This window comes from Pseudomonas sp. B21-035 (genome assembly GCF_024748945.1).
In the GTDB taxonomy this organism is placed as follows: domain Bacteria; phylum Pseudomonadota; class Gammaproteobacteria; order Pseudomonadales; family Pseudomonadaceae; genus Aquipseudomonas.
The window spans coordinates 5534250-5548610 of record NZ_CP087179.1 but is presented as its reverse complement, the minus strand read 5'-3'; the positions used below and the strand labels follow the sequence as shown (position 1 = coordinate 5548610).

Genomic DNA, 14361 nt, shown 5'->3' with positions numbered 1-14361 from the left:
TCCGGCTGTTCAATCATGGCCATTGTTGCCTGGCATGCAGCACCCGGATGATCTCGACGCAGTCTTCCACCACGCGATAGATCATTAAGTAGTTGGGACGAACCACGATTTCATGCGTACCGGGAAATCTTCCCGCTTTGTACATCGTCGGTGAGTATTGCGCTTTCCGGGCTTTGCTTTCAAAAGCCTCGTCCAGCGCGATTGCCGCTTCCGGGTTGTCGGCTGCAATGTGGTCCATGATCAGTTCGCGGTCGCTCAGTGCCATGGCTCGCCACACCAGTCTCATCAATGCGAACGAGCTTTCAGCGCTGCGCGGCGCTCGGCGAACAAGCGGCGAGCTTCATCATCCTCGATTGACGGAGTAGTGTCCTGCAGGCTGGCTTCGACTTGTGCGCTGAACCAGGTTTCGTAGGCCGCCGCTTCATGTGCTGTTTTAAGGGCCTGGGCACGATCAGGTCTTTGATAGGTCTGGAGTGTCTCGGGGTCGTAGCTGGAAGTGTCGACCTTGAAGTAGTCAATGCCTAGCGCCTGGAGATAGCTCACCAGCGTCTCGAGTTTTTTGAACAACCGGACATTGCCACTGCGTTGTGCAGTGAGTATGTGCTCCTGGTCCCTGGCGGAGACTTGAACAGCCCAGCCCCCCGCTTGCGCGACTACATGCGTGGTGTTGATGCAGCCAATCTCGACCATCTTGCTGAGTTCGGCATGGTCCATGTTATGAGTTGGCATGGGTGAATGTCTCTGCTTCATAAGGTCGATCCATGCTATGCAATCTATAGTTGATTGCAACTATAGGGCTTCTGAAGTGTTTGTGGGAAGCTTCGCACTCTTCCACAAGTGTCTCAGGTCCCTCATGTCCGAACTCCCACAACGCCAAGCCTTCCGCCATCTGCACCCGATCCTCAGCCGCTGGCAGGACAGCGACCTCAATGGTCATATCGCCGGTGCCACGGTTTACGCCTACTTCGACACTGCGATCCAGGCCTACCTGCTGCAACAGGCCGGGCTGGATTTGCAGGAAGGCGAGGTGGCCGGGTTCGTGGTCAGTTCGGCGGCGGATTTTTTCGCCTTGCCGGCCTTCCCCGACACCCTTGAAGTCGGCCTGCGGGTGGCACGCCTGGCGGGCAGTTCGGTGGAGTACCAGTTGGCGTTGTTCCGGGTCGAGGACGGGCAGCCTTGCGCGGCCGGCAAGGTGGTGCAGGTGTTCGTCGAGCGCGAGTCAGGGCGGCCGGCGCAGTTGCCGGCCACGCTGCAGGCGGCACTGGAGCGCTTGCAAGGCTGAGACCGCTCAATCGTTGAGGCGGATGATGCCTTCGCGTACGGCAAACAGCACCAGGCCGGGTACATCGTGAATCTGCAGGCGATGCATGATCTGCGAGCGGTGCGCCTCGATAGTCTTCACGCTCAGGCCGAGGCCGTCGGCAATCGAGCGGGTCGACTCGCCGCGGGCAATCAAGCGCAGGATTTCCAGCTGGCGCGCAGTCAACTGCATCGTGGTGCTGCCGCTGGGACGCTTGCGGCTGTGCTTCACCGCCTGGCCAATGACCATCGGCAGCACCGCTGACGACAGGTACTGGCCGCCGTTTTTCAGCGCCTGCAGGGCTTGCTCCAGCTCCAGTACGGTGGCGCTCTTGAGCAGAAACCCGTGAGCACCCAGCTGTAGGCAACGCATGACGAAGTCCAGCTCCGAGCGCGACGAGAGCATCAATACATGGCTTGAGGGCACGCGCAAAAACAGCTCACGCAGGATCTGCTCGCTGTCGAGGGTGTCGGCGGTCATGTCCAGCAGGATGATGTCGGGCTTGAGCTTCTCGGCCAGGGCGACAGCGGTCATGCCGTCGCCTGCGTCACCGACTACGGCGTATTGTTTTTTTTGTTCGAGCAGCGCTCGCAGGCCCGCTCGAAAGAGCGGCGAGTCATCGGCAAGTAGTATTCGGCAAAGCATGGGTTCGAGCCTGTTTCGCAAAAGAAGAGGGGCGGCAGGTTTGCTCGGTCCGGATGAGCGCTGCCGCGCGGTGGCGCGATCAGTATCGGGGGCCTGCCGCAGGTCCCGACAGCGCCGGCCATCATAGGCGTTCGAACACCGAGGGCAGGATCGGCCGCAAGGGCAGGTCGAGGCCGTGGATGCTCTCGCTATGCCCGATCAGCAGCAGGCCACCCGGGCGCAGGCAGGCCAGCAGGCGATGAACCACGCGCCGCTTCTCATCCTGACTGAAATAGGTCAGCAAATTGCGCAGAAAAATCACATCGAACAGGCCCAGGTCGGTGGGCAGCGACTGGATCAGGTTGATCGGGCGAAACCGCAGGCGCTCGCGCAGGGACGCCACCATGCGCATGCGCCCGGCCATTTCGCCGACGCCGCACAAGCAGTAGCGTTGCAGCCAGCCTTGGGGAAAGTAACGGGCCTGGGCGACGTCATAGATGCCTTCGCCTGCCTGCTCGAGCAGGTTGCGGCTGACGTCGCTGGCCAGCACGCTCCAGTCGTCGTTCACGGCGTGTTCACTGGCGACCATGGCCAGGCTGTAGGCTTCTTCGCCAGAGGCGCAGGCAGCGCTCCAGAGCCTTAACGGGCGGGGCATGTCGCGCAGCCACTGGGCGAGGAATTCGAAATGGCGATGTTCGCGGAAGAAGTAGCTGTCGCGGGCAACCAGCAGGTCGAGCACCCGCTGTTGTTCCTGCTGCTGATCAGGCTGTTCGACCAGATGCAGGTACTGTTCGAAGGAGGCCAGTTGCAGGTGCCGCAGGCGCTTTCCCAGGCGCGCTGCCACGGCGGCGCGGCGGTCGGCGGCGAGGAACACGCCGGTGCGCTGGCTGACCAGGGTGCGAAAGCGCAGGAACTGGGCTTCGCTCAGCAACGGAGGGCGGCTGCCGGCAGGCATCTCACACCCCTCGTGCACAGGGCAATCGGGCCGTCTTTGCGTGATAGCTGCGCATTCCCTGCGTCCATTGGCTGATTGGGAACGGCCGATGATAGCTACTGGCTATAACCGCCAGAATCGGGGTTGCCCCTAGGTCACAGGTGGCTGGCAAGCAGAAGGGAATTCAGGGCCTGCCGGGACTGGCCGGAAGATCGGCCTGCAGGGCTTGATCGGTAACGCGCGGGGTGATGCAGCGATCCCTGCCCATGGGGGCAGGGACTAGGAGTTTGGCTTAAGCCCGAAAGGCTTCAGCGGTGACGCCAGTGCTTTTTGTGCTTGCGGTGGCCGTAGTGGTGGCCACGGTCGTAGTAACGACGGTCGTCGTAGCCGCGACGGTAGCGACGGTCATCGCGCTCGTCTTCATCGGCCTTGTTGCCCATGTAGTTACCCAGCGCGCCGCCGGCACCACCGCCTGCGGCCGCACCGATGTAGCTACCGGTGGTGCCGCCCATGCTGCGGCCGACCACGTTGCCGCCGGCTGCGCCCAGGGCACCACCGATTGCGGCTTCACCGCGCTGGCGCTTGTCGGCACCGACCGCACTGCCGGCTGCGCCGCCCAGGCCCGCACCGATTGCACCGCCGGTGCTGCCGCCGATCGACTGACCGACCACCGAGCCCAGTACCCCACCCAATGCGCCGCCAATACCGGCTTCGGTGGTGCCACCTGCCGAGGCAACGCCGCTGAGCAGGCCAAGAGACAACAACAGAATCGAGGAGTACTTCATCAAGAAAGCCTCATAGGGATGACGAGGCGATCCTGAGGCTGGGGAGGGGGGCTGGCAAACGAAATCCGACGAGTAACACGAGTTGTACACAATTTTCTAAGTTACTGTTTTCACTGTGAAACTTTATCGTTTTTCGCGTGTCTGAGCTTACTTGGAACGCGGCCCTGACAGTGATGTCAGGGCCTTTTTTGTGCCTGTTTGCCGCCGATTCTGTCAGAGGATCCGGGCGTTGTCGCTGGCAGGTTGCAACTGGATCGCGACGAACTTGGAGGTCGGAGTGTGGCTGCCATCGCCCACGCTCTCCAGCGGCACCAGCGGGTTGACCTCCGGATAGTAGGCCGCCGCCTGGCCGGCCGGAATATCGAAGGCCAGCAGGGTGAAGCCCTTGACCCGCCGCTCGCGACCATCGCTCCACAACGAGACGATATCGGCCTTGTCCCCGGGGTGGAAGCCCAGGCGGACGATGTCGGCCTCATTGGCGAACAGCACGTTGCGCTGGCCCTTGACCCCACGGTAGCGGTCATCCAGGCCATAGATGGTGGTGTTGTACTGATCGTGCGAGCGCATCGACTGCATGATCAGGTCCGGCACCTGGCCGCTGGCGCGCACACGCTCGTGCAGCAGGTCGTCCGGCAGGGCGTTGGCCTTGAAGTTGGCCCGGCCGCTGGCGGTCTTCCATTGCCGCTGGCCGGCGCTGTTACCCAGGTAGAAGCCGCCCGGGTTTTGCAGGCGCTGGTTGAAGTTGTCAAAGCCGGGGATGGTCTGGTCGATCAGGTCGCGGATGCGCCCGTAATCGGCGATCAGCCAGTTCCAGTCCACAGGCTTGGCACCGAGGGTGGCGTTGGCAATCCCGGCGATCACTGCAGGCTCTGAGCGCATTTGCCGCGACAGTGGCTGCAACTGGCCATTGGAGGCGTGGACCATGCTGAACGAGTCTTCCACCGTTACTGCCTGAGGGCCTTGGCCCTGCAGGTCGATATCGGTCCGGCCCAGGCACGGCAGAATCAGCGCCTGCTTGCCATGCAGCAGGTGGCTGCGGTTGAGCTTGGTGCTGATCTGCACGGTCAGCGCGCAGTTGCGCAGGGCCTGGGCGGTGCGTTCGGTGTCCGGGGTGGCTTGGGCGAAGTTGCCGCCCAGGGCAATAAACACCTTGGCCTGGCCGTCGGCCATGGCGCGGATCGCCTCGACGGTGTTGTGGCCATTGTGGCGCGGTACCTTGAAGCCGAAGCGGCGCTCCAGGGCGTCGAGCAGGGCCACCGGCGGCCGTTCGTTGATGCCCATGGTGCGGTCGCCCTGCACGTTGCTGTGGCCACGCACCGGGCACAGGCCGGCACCGGGAACGCCGAGGTTACCGCGCAGCAGCATCAGGTTGGCGATTTCCTGGATGGTCGCCACCGAATGGCGATGCTGGGTGATGCCCATGGCCCAGCACATGATGACCTTCTTGGCCTTGCAGTACATGCGCGCGGCTTGCTTGATCTCGGCCAGGGTCAGGCCCGACTGCGCGGTGATCTGCTCCCAGGAGGTGGCGTCGACCGCGGCCAGGTAGCCCAGTACGTCCTGGGTGTGCTGGTTGAGAAAGTCGTGATCGAAAATTGCCGGGGCACCGCTGGCCTGGGCTTCACGCTCCCACTGCAATAGGAACTTGGCCATGCCGCGCAGCACCGCCATGTCGCCGCCCAGGGCTGGGCGGAAGTAGGCGGTGTTGGTCGGGCGGTCGCCGTTGGTGAGCATCTCCAGCGGGTGCTGCGGGTGCTGGAAACGTTCCAGGCCGCGTTCTTTCAGCGGGTTGACGCAGACCACCTGGGCGCCGCGCTTGACCGCTTCGCGCAGCGGTTCGAGCATGCGCGGATGGTTGGTGCCGGGGTTCTGGCCCCAGACGAAGATCGCGTCGGCATGTTCGAAATCGTCGAAAGTCACCGTGCCTTTACCGACCCCGACACTCTGCCCAAGCGCCACGCCGCTGGCCTCGTGGCACATGTTCGAGCAGTCGGGGAAGTTGTTGGTGCCGTAGGCGCGCACAAACAGTTGGTACAGGTAGGCCGCCTCGTTGCTGGCCCGGCCAGAGGTATAGAACTCGGCCTGGTCCGGGCTTTCGAGCTGTTGCAGGTGTTCGGCGATCAGGGCGAAGGCGCCATCCCAGTCGATTGGTTGGTAGCGGTCGGTGCTGGCGTCGTAGACCATCGGTTCGGTCAGCCGGCCCTGGTATTCGAGCCAGTAGTCGCTCTGGGCCAGCAGCGAAGTGACGCTGTGGCGGGCGAAGAACGCGGCATCGACGCGGCGCTTGGTCGCTTCCCAGTTCACCGCCTTGGCGCCGTTTTCGCAGAACTTGACCATGCCGCTTTCCGGCGAGTCGCCCCAGGCGCAGCCAGGGCAGTCGAAGCCGCCGTTCTGGTTGGTCTTGAGCAGCGCGCGGATGTTCTTCAGGGCATTGTCGCTGCCGATCCAGGCCTGGGCCACGCTGCGCAGCGCGCCCCAGCCGCCAGCGGCGCCGTGGTAGGGTTTGTAGCGGGGCACAGGCTTGTGGTCGGCTTGGTGATGCAGGCTCACGTTCGGTTCTCCCGCACGGGGCTGAACACCCGTGGTGCGCTGTGTTTGGGCAGGTGAATAAGGTTGAGGTTGTGCCGCCGTGCCCACTGCAGGGCCAGGCCGGTAGGCGAGGACAGGCTGACCAGGGTCTGGATGCCGGCGCGCAGCACCTTCTGGATCAACTCCAGGCTGCAGCGGCTGGTGACGATCGCCAGGCCGCCGTCGAGGCTGATGTGCTGGCGCACCAGGGCACCGATCAACTTGTCGAGGGCGTTGTGCCGGCCGATGTCTTCGCGGCCCAGGAGGATCTCGCCCTGGTTGTTCATGAACAGTGCCGCATGCACCGCGCCGCAGTGCTGGCCCAGGGGCTGGAAGGCATCCATGCGCTGGCGCAGGCCGGCCAGCCATTGCGCGGGTGGCAGCGGAGCACCGGGCAGCACGGCAAGGTCGGGCAGCGCCTGCTCCACCGCCTCAACACCGCACAGGCCACAGCCACTGGTGCCGGCCAGTTGCCGGCGCTGGGTCTTGAGGTTCCAGAAGGCGCGGTTGGCAATCTCGACTTCGGCATGCACGGCAGAACCGTTGCCGGTGAACTTGACGTCGTAGATCTCGTTGGCCGAAGCGATGATGCCGCTGCCGATGCTGAAGCCGACGATAAAGTCTTCAAGGTCCGTGGGGCTGACCAGCATCACGGCCTGGCTGATTCCGTTATAGGCGATCGCCAGCGCGACTTCCTCGGCCAGTGCGGTATGGGCCTGGCTGTCGTCGTCAAGGTGGCAGTAGTCGTAGGTGTTGCTGGCCGCGGGCGCAGTCACAAGCGGGGTGGACGCCGCACAGGCCGGGGGTTTAGTGCTCATCAGCAGAGGTACCGGCGGCTGTTCAGCTTTAAGCCTAGGCTTGCGCTCGGGTATCGTCTAATCGCTAATGCTGATGCTTTGATAGACGGCGTCGATCAAGCCTCGCCGTGCAGCGCTTGATATTCGCCCAGGCACACCTCGGCCAGGGCCGAGCGCGGCGCCGTGCGGCGCATGATCAGGCCCAATGGTGCCAGGGTGCAGGCCTGTTCGATCGGTTGCAGGCGCAGCCGTTCGGTGAGCACTTCCAGCCCTGCCGCCAACGGCATGATCGCGCAGCACAGGCCGCCGCTGACGGCCTGGGCCAACTGATGGACGGCATCGGTCTGCAGCAACAGCTGCGGGGTCAGGCCGCGGCTGTGGAAGTTATGGTCGATCGACTGGCGAAAATGCATGCCGGCGGTGAGCAAGCCCAGCGGCAGTTCGGTCAGCTGTTGCCAGCTTAGGGGCTGCTCGTCGAAGCGGAAATGATCTGGATCATATAAAAGCCCCATGCGCGTCTCGCCCAGCGGCAGCGCCTGGAAGCGTTCGTGGTCGAGCCGGTCGAGGTATGACACGCCCAGGTCCAGCTGGTTGCTGGTCAGCTGTTCGAGGATCTGCTCGGAGCTCAGGGCGCTGAGTTCGAAGCGCAGTTCCGGGTGCTGCTGGTGCATGCGCCGTAACAATGGCAAGGGGTCGAAGCTCGACAACGGCACCACGCCCAGGCGCAGGGTACCGACCAGGTGGCCACGGCAGGCGGCCGCTTCGGCGTTCAGGCCATCGTAGGCGGCGATCACCGAGCGCGCCCAGGCCAGCACCCGCTCGCCCTGGGCGGTGAAACCCTCGAAGCGCTGGCCACGGTTGACCAGGGCCAGGTCCAGCTCTTGCTCCAGGTTGCGCAAGCGCATCGACAGGGTTGGCTGGGTCACGTGGCAGCGGGCGGCGGCCTGGCCGAAGTGGCGGGTTTCATCCAGGGCGATGAGGAATTTGAGTTGTTTGATGTCCATCGTCGCTCCACGGCGCAAAGCAGGCGAAGCATTCTAACCTGTCCTAGACTCCAGGCTCCGAGATTCATCACCAAGGAGAGCGGTATGAGCATTTTCAGTTTCGTCAAAGAAGCAGGCGAGAAACTTATCGACCTGTTGACCCCGGGTAATGCCAATGCCAGCGAGCAGTTGAAGGAGCATGTCTCCAAGGTAGGCTTGGGCAATCCGAACATTCAGACAACTGTCGAGGGCAGCAAGGTGACGGTCACCGGCGAGGTGGCGACCCAGGAAGAGAAGGAAAAAATCCTCCTGGCCCTGGGCAACATTGCAGGTGTGGAGTCGGTGGATGACCAGATCACCGTTACCGGCCCGGTTGTTGCGGCGGCCCGCTTCGTCGTGGTCAAGAAAGGCGACACCCTGAGCGCCATTTCCCTGGCCGTGTACGGCAATGCCAACCAGTACAACAAGATTTTTGAAGCCAACAAGCCGCTGCTCAGCCACCCGGACAAGATCTACCCGGGCCAGACCCTGCGCATCCCCGAGTAATCACAACCCTTCGAGCAACGCCCGGTAGTCTTCCACCGCGGCGAACTCTTCGGTATCCCGCGGCCCTTTGCGGCTATCGGGCTGGCGCACCGCAAGCAGGTGCGCCACGCCGAAGTCGCGGGCGCTGCGCAGGATCGACAAGGTGTCATCGATAAACAGGCTACGTTGCGGGCTGAAGCCGATATCGGCCTGCAGGGCGCTCCAGAACTGCGGGTTCTCCTTGGGGTAGCCGTAGTCATGGGAGCTGATCAGGCGCTCGAAGTAAGGCGCCAGCTCCACCCGCTCCAGTTTCAGCGACAGCGAATCGCGATGGGCGTTGGTGATCAAGATCACCCGCTTGCCGGCCTGTTTGATCGCCTGCAAAAAGGTGTCGGCATCCGGGCGCAGGGCGATCAGGTGGGCGGTCTCAAGCTTCAGCTCGCGCACCGGGAGGTTCAGCTCGCGGCTCCAGAAGTCCAGGCAGTACCAGTTCAGCGAGCCGGCGTGCTGCTCGAACAGCGGCTGCAGCTCGAGCTCGGCCATGGCCCGGCTGATGCCGTGCAGTTCGGCGTAGCGCTGGGGCAGCTGTTCGAGCCAGAAATGGTTGTCGAAGTGCAGGTCGAGCAGGGTGCCGTCCATGTCCAGCAGGACGGTATCGATGGTGGACCAGGCTAAAACGGGCATATGAAATTCTCGAACAGTCATTAGGCAGCGGCCGGGCAAGCCACGGTATAGTAACCCGTTCACGCCAAGGAGCCGCCCCATGCGCCAGAAACCCACCGTCCTCTCTCGCGAGATTGTCGCCAGCAGTCGCCTGTTTCGCGTCGAAGCCGTGCAATTGCGCTTTGCCAACGGCGCCGAGCGCACCTATGAGCGCCTGGTCGGGCGCGGCAACGGTTATGGCGCGGTGATGATCGTGGCGATGCTCGACGCCGAGCACGCGGTGCTGGTGGAGGAATACTGCGGCGGTACCGACGAGTACGAGCTGTCGTTGCCCAAGGGCCTGATCGAGCCGGGCGAAGACGTGCTGGCGGCGGCCGACCGAGAGCTCAAGGAAGAAGCAGGTTTCGGTGCCCGGCAACTGGAGCACCTGACCGAGCTTTCGCTGTCACCGGGTTACATGAGCCAGAAGATCCAGGTGGTGCTGGCCACCGACCTCTACGAGGAACGCCTGGAAGGCGATGAGCCCGAGCCGATGCGTGTCGACAAGATCAACCTGCGCGAGCTCTCGGCCCTGGCCCAGCATCCGCAGTTTTCCGAAGGCCGGGCCCTGGCGGCGCTGTACCTGGTGCGCGACTTGCTGAGCCAGCGTGGGGTGTTCCCGCTATGAACGATATTGAACTGATGCAGCACGTGGTGGAGCTGGCTCGCCAGGCGGGCAAGGCCATTTTGCCGTTCTGGCGTGCCGATGTGGCGGTGACGGCCAAAGCCGACGAATCGCCGGTCACCGCCGCCGACCTGGCTGCCCATGACGTCATTGCCGAGGGTTTGCGCGCCCTGGCGCCGCAGATCCCGGTGTTGTCGGAAGAGGACTGCGATATTCCCCTGGGCGAACGGCAAGGCTGGCAGCGCTGGTGGCTGGTCGATCCGCTGGATGGCACCAAGGAATTCATTGCCGGCACTGAAGAATTCACCGTCAACATCGCTCTCATCGAGCAAGGCCAGGTGGTGTTTGGCGTGGTGGCGATTCCCACCAACGGGCGTTGCTATTACGGCGGCAAGGGCTTCGGGGCCTGGCTGGCGGAAGCGGGCGGCGTGCCTAAGGCCATCAGCGTGCGCAACGCGCCGACTGCGGGTGAGCGATTTACCGTGGTTGCCAGCCGCCGGCACTCCAGCCCGCAACAGGAAGCCTTGCTGGCCGGCCTGAGCCAGTCGGTAGGGGAGCTGGAGCTGGCCAATATCGGCAGTTCGCTGAAGTTCTGCTTATTGGCTGAGGGCGTTGCCGATTGCTACCCGCGCCTGGCACCGACCTCGCAGTGGGACACCGCAGCAGCCCAGGGCGTGCTCGAAGGCGCCGGCGGCGAAGTGCTTGGCCTCGATGGCCAGGCCTTCGTCTACCCTGCGCGCGAGTCCTTGCTCAACCCGTTCTTCCTGGCCTTGCCGGCGGCCGCGCCGTGGCGCGACAAGCTGCTGCAACAAGCCCTAGCGGTGTAGCACGTACTGGCCGCTGAATAGCACGGCAGCCTCGCTGCTGCCGGCATTGCTGACCTGGGTGTGCAGGTTCAGCCGCGCCCGGCCCCGGCGCTGATAGGTGGCGATGAAACGCTCCCAGACCTTCTCCTCCGGTGCCGCGCAGGTGGCGATGGCCGCGCCGGTGACCGGCAGCGGATAACTGATCTGGCCTTCCTGGATGACGATATGCCCGTCATCGACCCCCGCTTCGCGCAACCTCAGGTGCAGCCAGCCCCAACCGACCAGCACCGCCGCGCAGTACAGGCTGCCGCCGAACATGGTGCTCTTGTGGTTGACGTTGGCCTCCAGCGGTAGCTGCAGGCGCAGGCAATGCTGCTGCCAGTCGAGCACCTGCAGGCCCATTTGCCGGGTCAGCGGGATGTCGCTGTGCAGTACCGATTCCAGGTAGTGGCTGTCCGTGCTCATGGACGGTTGTCCTCCAGGTCATCGCTGTGATGGTTGTCGCCGAAGCTCAGGCCGTGTTTACGCAGCTTGTCGTGCAGGGTCTTGCGCGGGATGCCGAGGGCCTCGGCCAGGCTGCGTAGCGAACTGTGCGAGCGCGCCAGCTCCGCGGCGATCAGCGAGCGTTCGAACTGCTCGACCTGTTCGCTGAGGTTGCCGCTGCCGATGCTGGCCACGGGACCGTTGGCCGCAGGCGGCAGGTCACCGTCCAGGGCCAGTTCCAGGCCCAGGGCGAAGCGCTCGGCAGCGTTTTGCAGCTCACGGACGTTGCCCGGCCATTCATGGCGCAGCAGCAACGCCCGTTGCGCCGGTTGCAATGCCGGCACTGGCAGGCCATGGCGCTCGCCGGCGGCGTGGGCAAAGTGCTGGAACAGCACCAGGATGTCTTCGCCGCGCTCGCGCAGCGGCGGAATGCGCAGTGGCGCGACGTTCAGGCGGTAATACAGGTCGGCGCGAAAGCGCCCCTGGTCAGCGGCCTGGCGCAGGTCTTCCTTGGTTGCGGCAATGATGCGGATATCCAGCGGGATCAACTGGTTGCCGCCCAGGCGCTCGACTACACGCTCCTGCAGCAGGCGCAGCAGCTTGACCTGGACATCCAGGCTCATGCTTTCGATTTCATCGAGGAACAACGTGCCGCCGTTGGCGAATTCGAATTTGCCGATGCGACGCTTCTGCGCGCCGGTGAAAGCCCCTGGCTCGTGGCCGAACAGCTCGCTCTCGACCACCGATTCGGCCAGGGCGCCGGCGTTGATGGCCACGAACGGGCCGTCGCGGCGGCTCGACAGGTCGTGCAGGGCGCGGGCCACCACCTCTTTGCCGGCGCCGGTTTCGCCAAGGATCAGCACATCGGCGCGGGTGCCGGCCAATGCGCCAATTTGCTCGCGCAGGCGCAGCATCGGCGCCGAGTGACCGACTAGGCGCGTGCTCAACTCCTGGCGATCGCTCAGGGCCAGGCGCAGGCTGCGGTTGTCCAGCACCAGGCGGCGCAGGGCCAGGGCGCGGCGCACACTGTCGAGCAGGGCATCGCTGGCGAAGGGTTTCTCCAGAAAGTCGTAGGCGCCGGCACGCATGGCCTGCACCGCCAGCGGCACGTCGCCGTGGCCGGTGATCAGCAGCACCGGCAGCTCCGGGTCCTGGGCGTGCAGTTGCTGCAGCAACTCGAGGCCGTCGATGCCAGGCATGCGGATATCGCTGACCACCACGCCCGGCCAGTCGCGCTCGATGCGCCCGGCCAGGCCCTGGGCGTCGCTCAGGGGCAGGATCTTCAGCCCGGCGAGGTCGAGGGTCTGGCTCAGCGCCTGGCGCAGGTGCGGGTCATCGTCGACCAGAATCACCTGCGTGCGGCTGTCGATGAGCGGCTCGGTCGTCATGCCGATGGGTCCTCCGAAGTGGGTAGGGTGGCGCCGGGCTTGGCGATGCGCAGTTGCAGGGTAAGCAGGGCGCCGCCTTCCGGGTGGTTGCCCAGTAGCAGCTCGCCGCCCAGCGCCCGCATCAAGGTATCGCAGATTGCCAGGCCCAGGCCAAGGCCCTGGGTGCGCGTCTTGGTGGTGAAAAACGGCTCGCGGGCGCGGGCCAGGGCCTGGCTGCTGAAGCCCGGACCGTTGTCGCGTATGTACAGGTAGACGTTGCCATCGCGCTGTTCGGCACTGAGCCAGAGTTTGCGCGGGTTGGCTTTTTCGGTCAGTGCGTCGAGGGCGTTGGCCAGCAGGTTGCCGAGCACCTGGCGCAAGCGGGTTTCGCCGGCCTGGACCCACAGGGTTGCCTCTGGCAGGTCGCGCACCAGTTCCACGGCCATTGCCCGCCGACGTTTGGCCAGCAGCGCCAGTGCATCGTCCAGCGCCGGTTGCAGGGCCACGCTTTCCGGGGCGTGGCGGTCGCGGCGGGCGAAGGCGCGCAGATGGGCGATGATCGAGGCCATGCGCCCGGTCAGTTCGCTGATCAGCTTAAGGTTGCTGCGGGCATCGTCGGTACGCTGGTGATCGAGGAGGATCTCGGCGTTCTCGGCGTAGCTGCGGATCGCCGCCAGCGGCTGGTTGAGTTCGTGGCTGATGCTTGCCGACATGGTGCCCAGTACCGACAACTTGCCGGCCTGCACCAGCTCGTCCTGGGCGCGCACCAGTTCTTGCTGGGCCTGTTCGCGCTCCAGCACTTCTTCCTTGAGGCGGCTGTTGAGGCCTTCGAGGTCGGCGGTGCGCTCGATCACGCGCTTTTCCAGTTCCTGGCGGCCGTGGGCTTCAAAGTCGATGCGGTCCATGTAGTGGCGGCGCCGCTGCATGATCAGGCCGAGCAGCAACATCAGCACCAGCAAGGTGGCGCCGCCGATGGCCACCACCGTGCGTACCGAGCGGTCGATCAGCGTGCGCGGGGCGAGGATGCTGACCTGCCAGCCGGTCTCGTCGATGGCCTGGGTCTGGGTCAGCCAGGCCTTGGGGTCGAGGGTCAGCGGCTTGGGTGACTGGGTCGGGTAGGGCTGGATGGCAACGATGGCTTCGCGCTCGGCGTCGCTCAATGGCCGGGTGGCACGGAAGCGCCAGTCGGGGCGCGAGGTCAGGATCACCACGCCATTGTGGTCGGTCAGCAGCAACTGCTCCGGGGTCTTGCCCCAGAGGGTTTCGGTATGGTCCAGATCGACCTTGACCACCAGCGCGCCGATCACCTGATCGCGGTCGCGCACCGCGGCGGCGAAGAAGTAACCACGCTTGGCCGAGGTAGTACCCTGGCCGAAGAAGCGCCCCAGGCGCCCGGCAATGGCTTCGCTGAAATAAGGGCGGAAGGCAAAGTTGCGGCCGATGAAACTGTCGTGCTTGTCCCAGTTGGAGGCCGCCAGGGTGTTGCCGTTGGCGTCCATCAGGTACATGACTTCGGCGCCGGTCTGGGTGGCGATGTCCTTGAGCAGGCGGTTGGCGTTGGTCAGGGTTTCCAGGCGCAGCGGGTCGGCCAGCACTGCGCGCAGGGCCGGCAGGTCGCCGAGGATCTGCGGCAGGGTTTCGTAACGGTGCAGGGTGCCGAGCAGGTTGGCCACGTAGAGGTCGAGGGTCTGGCGGTTCTGTCCGGCCAGTTCGTCCTGGTAGTAGCGCTCGGCGAGGTGCTGCAACGGCCACAGCAAGGGTGCCAGGCACACGGCAAGGATGGCCAGGCTGCGCCAGCGAGGGCGGCGGGGTACGGGTGGAGTTATGTTCATCGCAACTGCGCCAGAATGATCTGGCGCATT

The 14361-nt window shown here is 64.5% G+C and carries 16 protein-coding genes; 4 read left to right on the top strand and 12 right to left on the bottom strand.

The genetic code is table 11. The annotated features are described in order from the left end of the window. Positions 1–13 precede the first annotated feature (13 nt). Positions 14–286 carry a type II toxin-antitoxin system RelE/ParE family toxin gene (locus LOY22_RS25420; RefSeq protein WP_093378391.1) on the bottom strand — a complete coding sequence of 91 codons (273 nt, stop codon included), beginning with the start codon at positions 284–286 and terminating at the stop codon, positions 14–16. Next, positions 286–714, bottom strand: coding sequence for a hypothetical protein (locus tag LOY22_RS25415; protein ID WP_258595315.1), 429 nt, complete (start codon positions 712–714; stop codon positions 286–288). The genes LOY22_RS25420 and LOY22_RS25415 overlap by 1 nt, the downstream gene beginning before the upstream one ends. A gap of 139 nt (positions 715–853) precedes the next feature. On the opposite strand from LOY22_RS25415, the gene LOY22_RS25410 reads away from it, so the two are divergent. Then, positions 854–1282, top strand: a complete 429-nt coding sequence (locus tag LOY22_RS25410) for a thioesterase family protein (protein WP_093378395.1) — start codon at positions 854–856, stop codon at positions 1280–1282. A 6-nt stretch (positions 1283–1288) separates the two neighbouring features. Here LOY22_RS25410 and LOY22_RS25405 read toward each other — a convergent pair whose 3' ends face one another. The 6 genes from LOY22_RS25405 to LOY22_RS25380 form a co-directional block, all read right to left on the bottom strand. Next, a complete protein-coding gene (locus LOY22_RS25405) occupies positions 1289–1945 on the bottom strand; it encodes a response regulator transcription factor (RefSeq protein ID WP_026001197.1) in 657 nt (218 codons plus the stop codon). A gap of 121 nt (positions 1946–2066) precedes the next feature. Further along, complete coding sequence (locus tag LOY22_RS25400; RefSeq protein WP_258595313.1) at positions 2067–2879, bottom strand: protein-glutamate O-methyltransferase CheR; 813 nt, start codon at positions 2877–2879, stop codon at positions 2067–2069. A 287-nt stretch (positions 2880–3166) separates the two neighbouring features. Further along, a complete protein-coding gene (locus tag LOY22_RS25395; protein ID WP_176794206.1) occupies positions 3167–3646 on the bottom strand; it encodes a glycine zipper domain-containing protein in 480 nt (159 codons plus the stop codon). Between the two features lie 210 nt (positions 3647–3856). Next, on the bottom strand, positions 3857–6193 hold the full coding sequence (locus tag LOY22_RS25390) for an FdhF/YdeP family oxidoreductase (protein WP_093378405.1): 2337 nt from the start codon (positions 6191–6193) through the stop codon (positions 3857–3859). Further along, complete coding sequence (gene fdhD / locus LOY22_RS25385; protein ID WP_045201171.1) at positions 6190–7029, bottom strand: formate dehydrogenase accessory sulfurtransferase FdhD; 840 nt, start codon at positions 7027–7029, stop codon at positions 6190–6192. The genes LOY22_RS25390 and fdhD overlap by 4 nt, the downstream gene beginning before the upstream one ends. A gap of 95 nt (positions 7030–7124) precedes the next feature. Further along, a complete protein-coding gene (locus LOY22_RS25380) occupies positions 7125–8012 on the bottom strand; it encodes a LysR family transcriptional regulator (RefSeq protein ID WP_123565238.1) in 888 nt (295 codons plus the stop codon). Positions 8013–8096: 84 nt separating this feature from the next. On the opposite strand from LOY22_RS25380, the gene lysM reads away from it, so the two are divergent. After that, on the top strand, positions 8097–8537 hold the full coding sequence (gene lysM, locus LOY22_RS25375; RefSeq protein ID WP_093378408.1) for a peptidoglycan-binding protein LysM: 441 nt from the start codon (positions 8097–8099) through the stop codon (positions 8535–8537). Here the strand turns inward: lysM and yrfG are convergent, their stop codons facing one another. Continuing rightward, positions 8538–9200 carry a GMP/IMP nucleotidase gene (yrfG, locus tag LOY22_RS25370; RefSeq protein WP_195885258.1) on the bottom strand — a complete coding sequence of 221 codons (663 nt, stop codon included), beginning with the start codon at positions 9198–9200 and terminating at the stop codon, positions 8538–8540. 79 nt (positions 9201–9279) lie between these two features. Here yrfG and nudE point away from each other — a divergent pair, with 79 nt between their 5' ends. After that, positions 9280–9846 carry an ADP compounds hydrolase NudE gene (gene nudE, locus LOY22_RS25365; protein ID WP_038998207.1) on the top strand — a complete coding sequence of 189 codons (567 nt, stop codon included), beginning with the start codon at positions 9280–9282 and terminating at the stop codon, positions 9844–9846. Continuing rightward, positions 9843–10670, top strand: a complete 828-nt coding sequence (gene cysQ, locus LOY22_RS25360) for a 3'(2'),5'-bisphosphate nucleotidase CysQ (RefSeq protein ID WP_093378418.1) — start codon at positions 9843–9845, stop codon at positions 10668–10670. Before nudE ends, cysQ begins: the two co-directional genes overlap by 4 nt. Here cysQ and LOY22_RS25355 read toward each other — a convergent pair. From LOY22_RS25355 to LOY22_RS25345, 3 genes are read right to left on the bottom strand one after another with little or no spacing between them, the layout of a single operon-like run. Next, positions 10659–11114: a YiiD C-terminal domain-containing protein gene (locus tag LOY22_RS25355; RefSeq protein WP_045201176.1), complete on the bottom strand. Its 456-nt coding sequence runs from the start codon at positions 11112–11114 to the stop codon at positions 10659–10661. The two genes, cysQ and LOY22_RS25355, sit on opposite strands and share 12 nt — an antisense overlap. Beyond that, entirely contained in the window at positions 11111–12520 is a 1410-nt protein-coding gene (locus tag LOY22_RS25350; protein WP_258595298.1) for a sigma-54 dependent transcriptional regulator, read from the bottom strand. The genes LOY22_RS25355 and LOY22_RS25350 overlap by 4 nt, the downstream gene beginning before the upstream one ends. After that, positions 12517–14331, bottom strand: a complete 1815-nt coding sequence (locus LOY22_RS25345; RefSeq protein WP_045201178.1) for an ATP-binding protein — start codon at positions 14329–14331, stop codon at positions 12517–12519. Before LOY22_RS25345 ends, LOY22_RS25350 begins: the two co-directional genes overlap by 4 nt. Positions 14332–14361 lie beyond the last annotated feature (30 nt).

Bases quoted from the DNA above. Each gene is read 5' to 3' on its own strand.
- LOY22_RS25420 (WP_093378391.1), bottom strand. From the start codon at position 286: ATGAGACTGGTGTGGCGAGCCATGGCACTGAGCGACCGCGAACTGATC.
- LOY22_RS25415 (WP_258595315.1), bottom strand. From the start codon at position 714: ATGGACCATGCCGAACTCAGCAAGATGGTCGAGATTGGCTGCATCAAC.
- LOY22_RS25410 (WP_093378395.1), top strand. From the start codon at position 854: ATGTCCGAACTCCCACAACGCCAAGCCTTCCGCCATCTGCACCCGATC.
- LOY22_RS25405 (WP_026001197.1), bottom strand. From the start codon at position 1,945: ATGCTTTGCCGAATACTACTTGCCGATGACTCGCCGCTCTTTCGAGCG.
- LOY22_RS25400 (WP_258595313.1), bottom strand. From the start codon at position 2,879: ATGCCTGCCGGCAGCCGCCCTCCGTTGCTGAGCGAAGCCCAGTTCCTG.
- fdhD (WP_045201171.1), bottom strand. From the start codon at position 7,029: ATGAGCACTAAACCCCCGGCCTGTGCGGCGTCCACCCCGCTTGTGACT.
- LOY22_RS25380 (WP_123565238.1), bottom strand. From the start codon at position 8,012: ATGGACATCAAACAACTCAAATTCCTCATCGCCCTGGATGAAACCCGC.
- lysM (WP_093378408.1), top strand. From the start codon at position 8,097: ATGAGCATTTTCAGTTTCGTCAAAGAAGCAGGCGAGAAACTTATCGAC.
- yrfG (WP_195885258.1), bottom strand. From the start codon at position 9,200: ATGCCCGTTTTAGCCTGGTCCACCATCGATACCGTCCTGCTGGACATG.
- nudE (WP_038998207.1), top strand. From the start codon at position 9,280: ATGCGCCAGAAACCCACCGTCCTCTCTCGCGAGATTGTCGCCAGCAGT.
- cysQ (WP_093378418.1), top strand. From the start codon at position 9,843: ATGAACGATATTGAACTGATGCAGCACGTGGTGGAGCTGGCTCGCCAG.
- LOY22_RS25355 (WP_045201176.1), bottom strand. From the start codon at position 11,114: ATGAGCACGGACAGCCACTACCTGGAATCGGTACTGCACAGCGACATC.
- LOY22_RS25350 (WP_258595298.1), bottom strand. From the start codon at position 12,520: ATGACGACCGAGCCGCTCATCGACAGCCGCACGCAGGTGATTCTGGTC.
- LOY22_RS25345 (WP_045201178.1), bottom strand. From the start codon at position 14,331: ATGAACATAACTCCACCCGTACCCCGCCGCCCTCGCTGGCGCAGCCTG.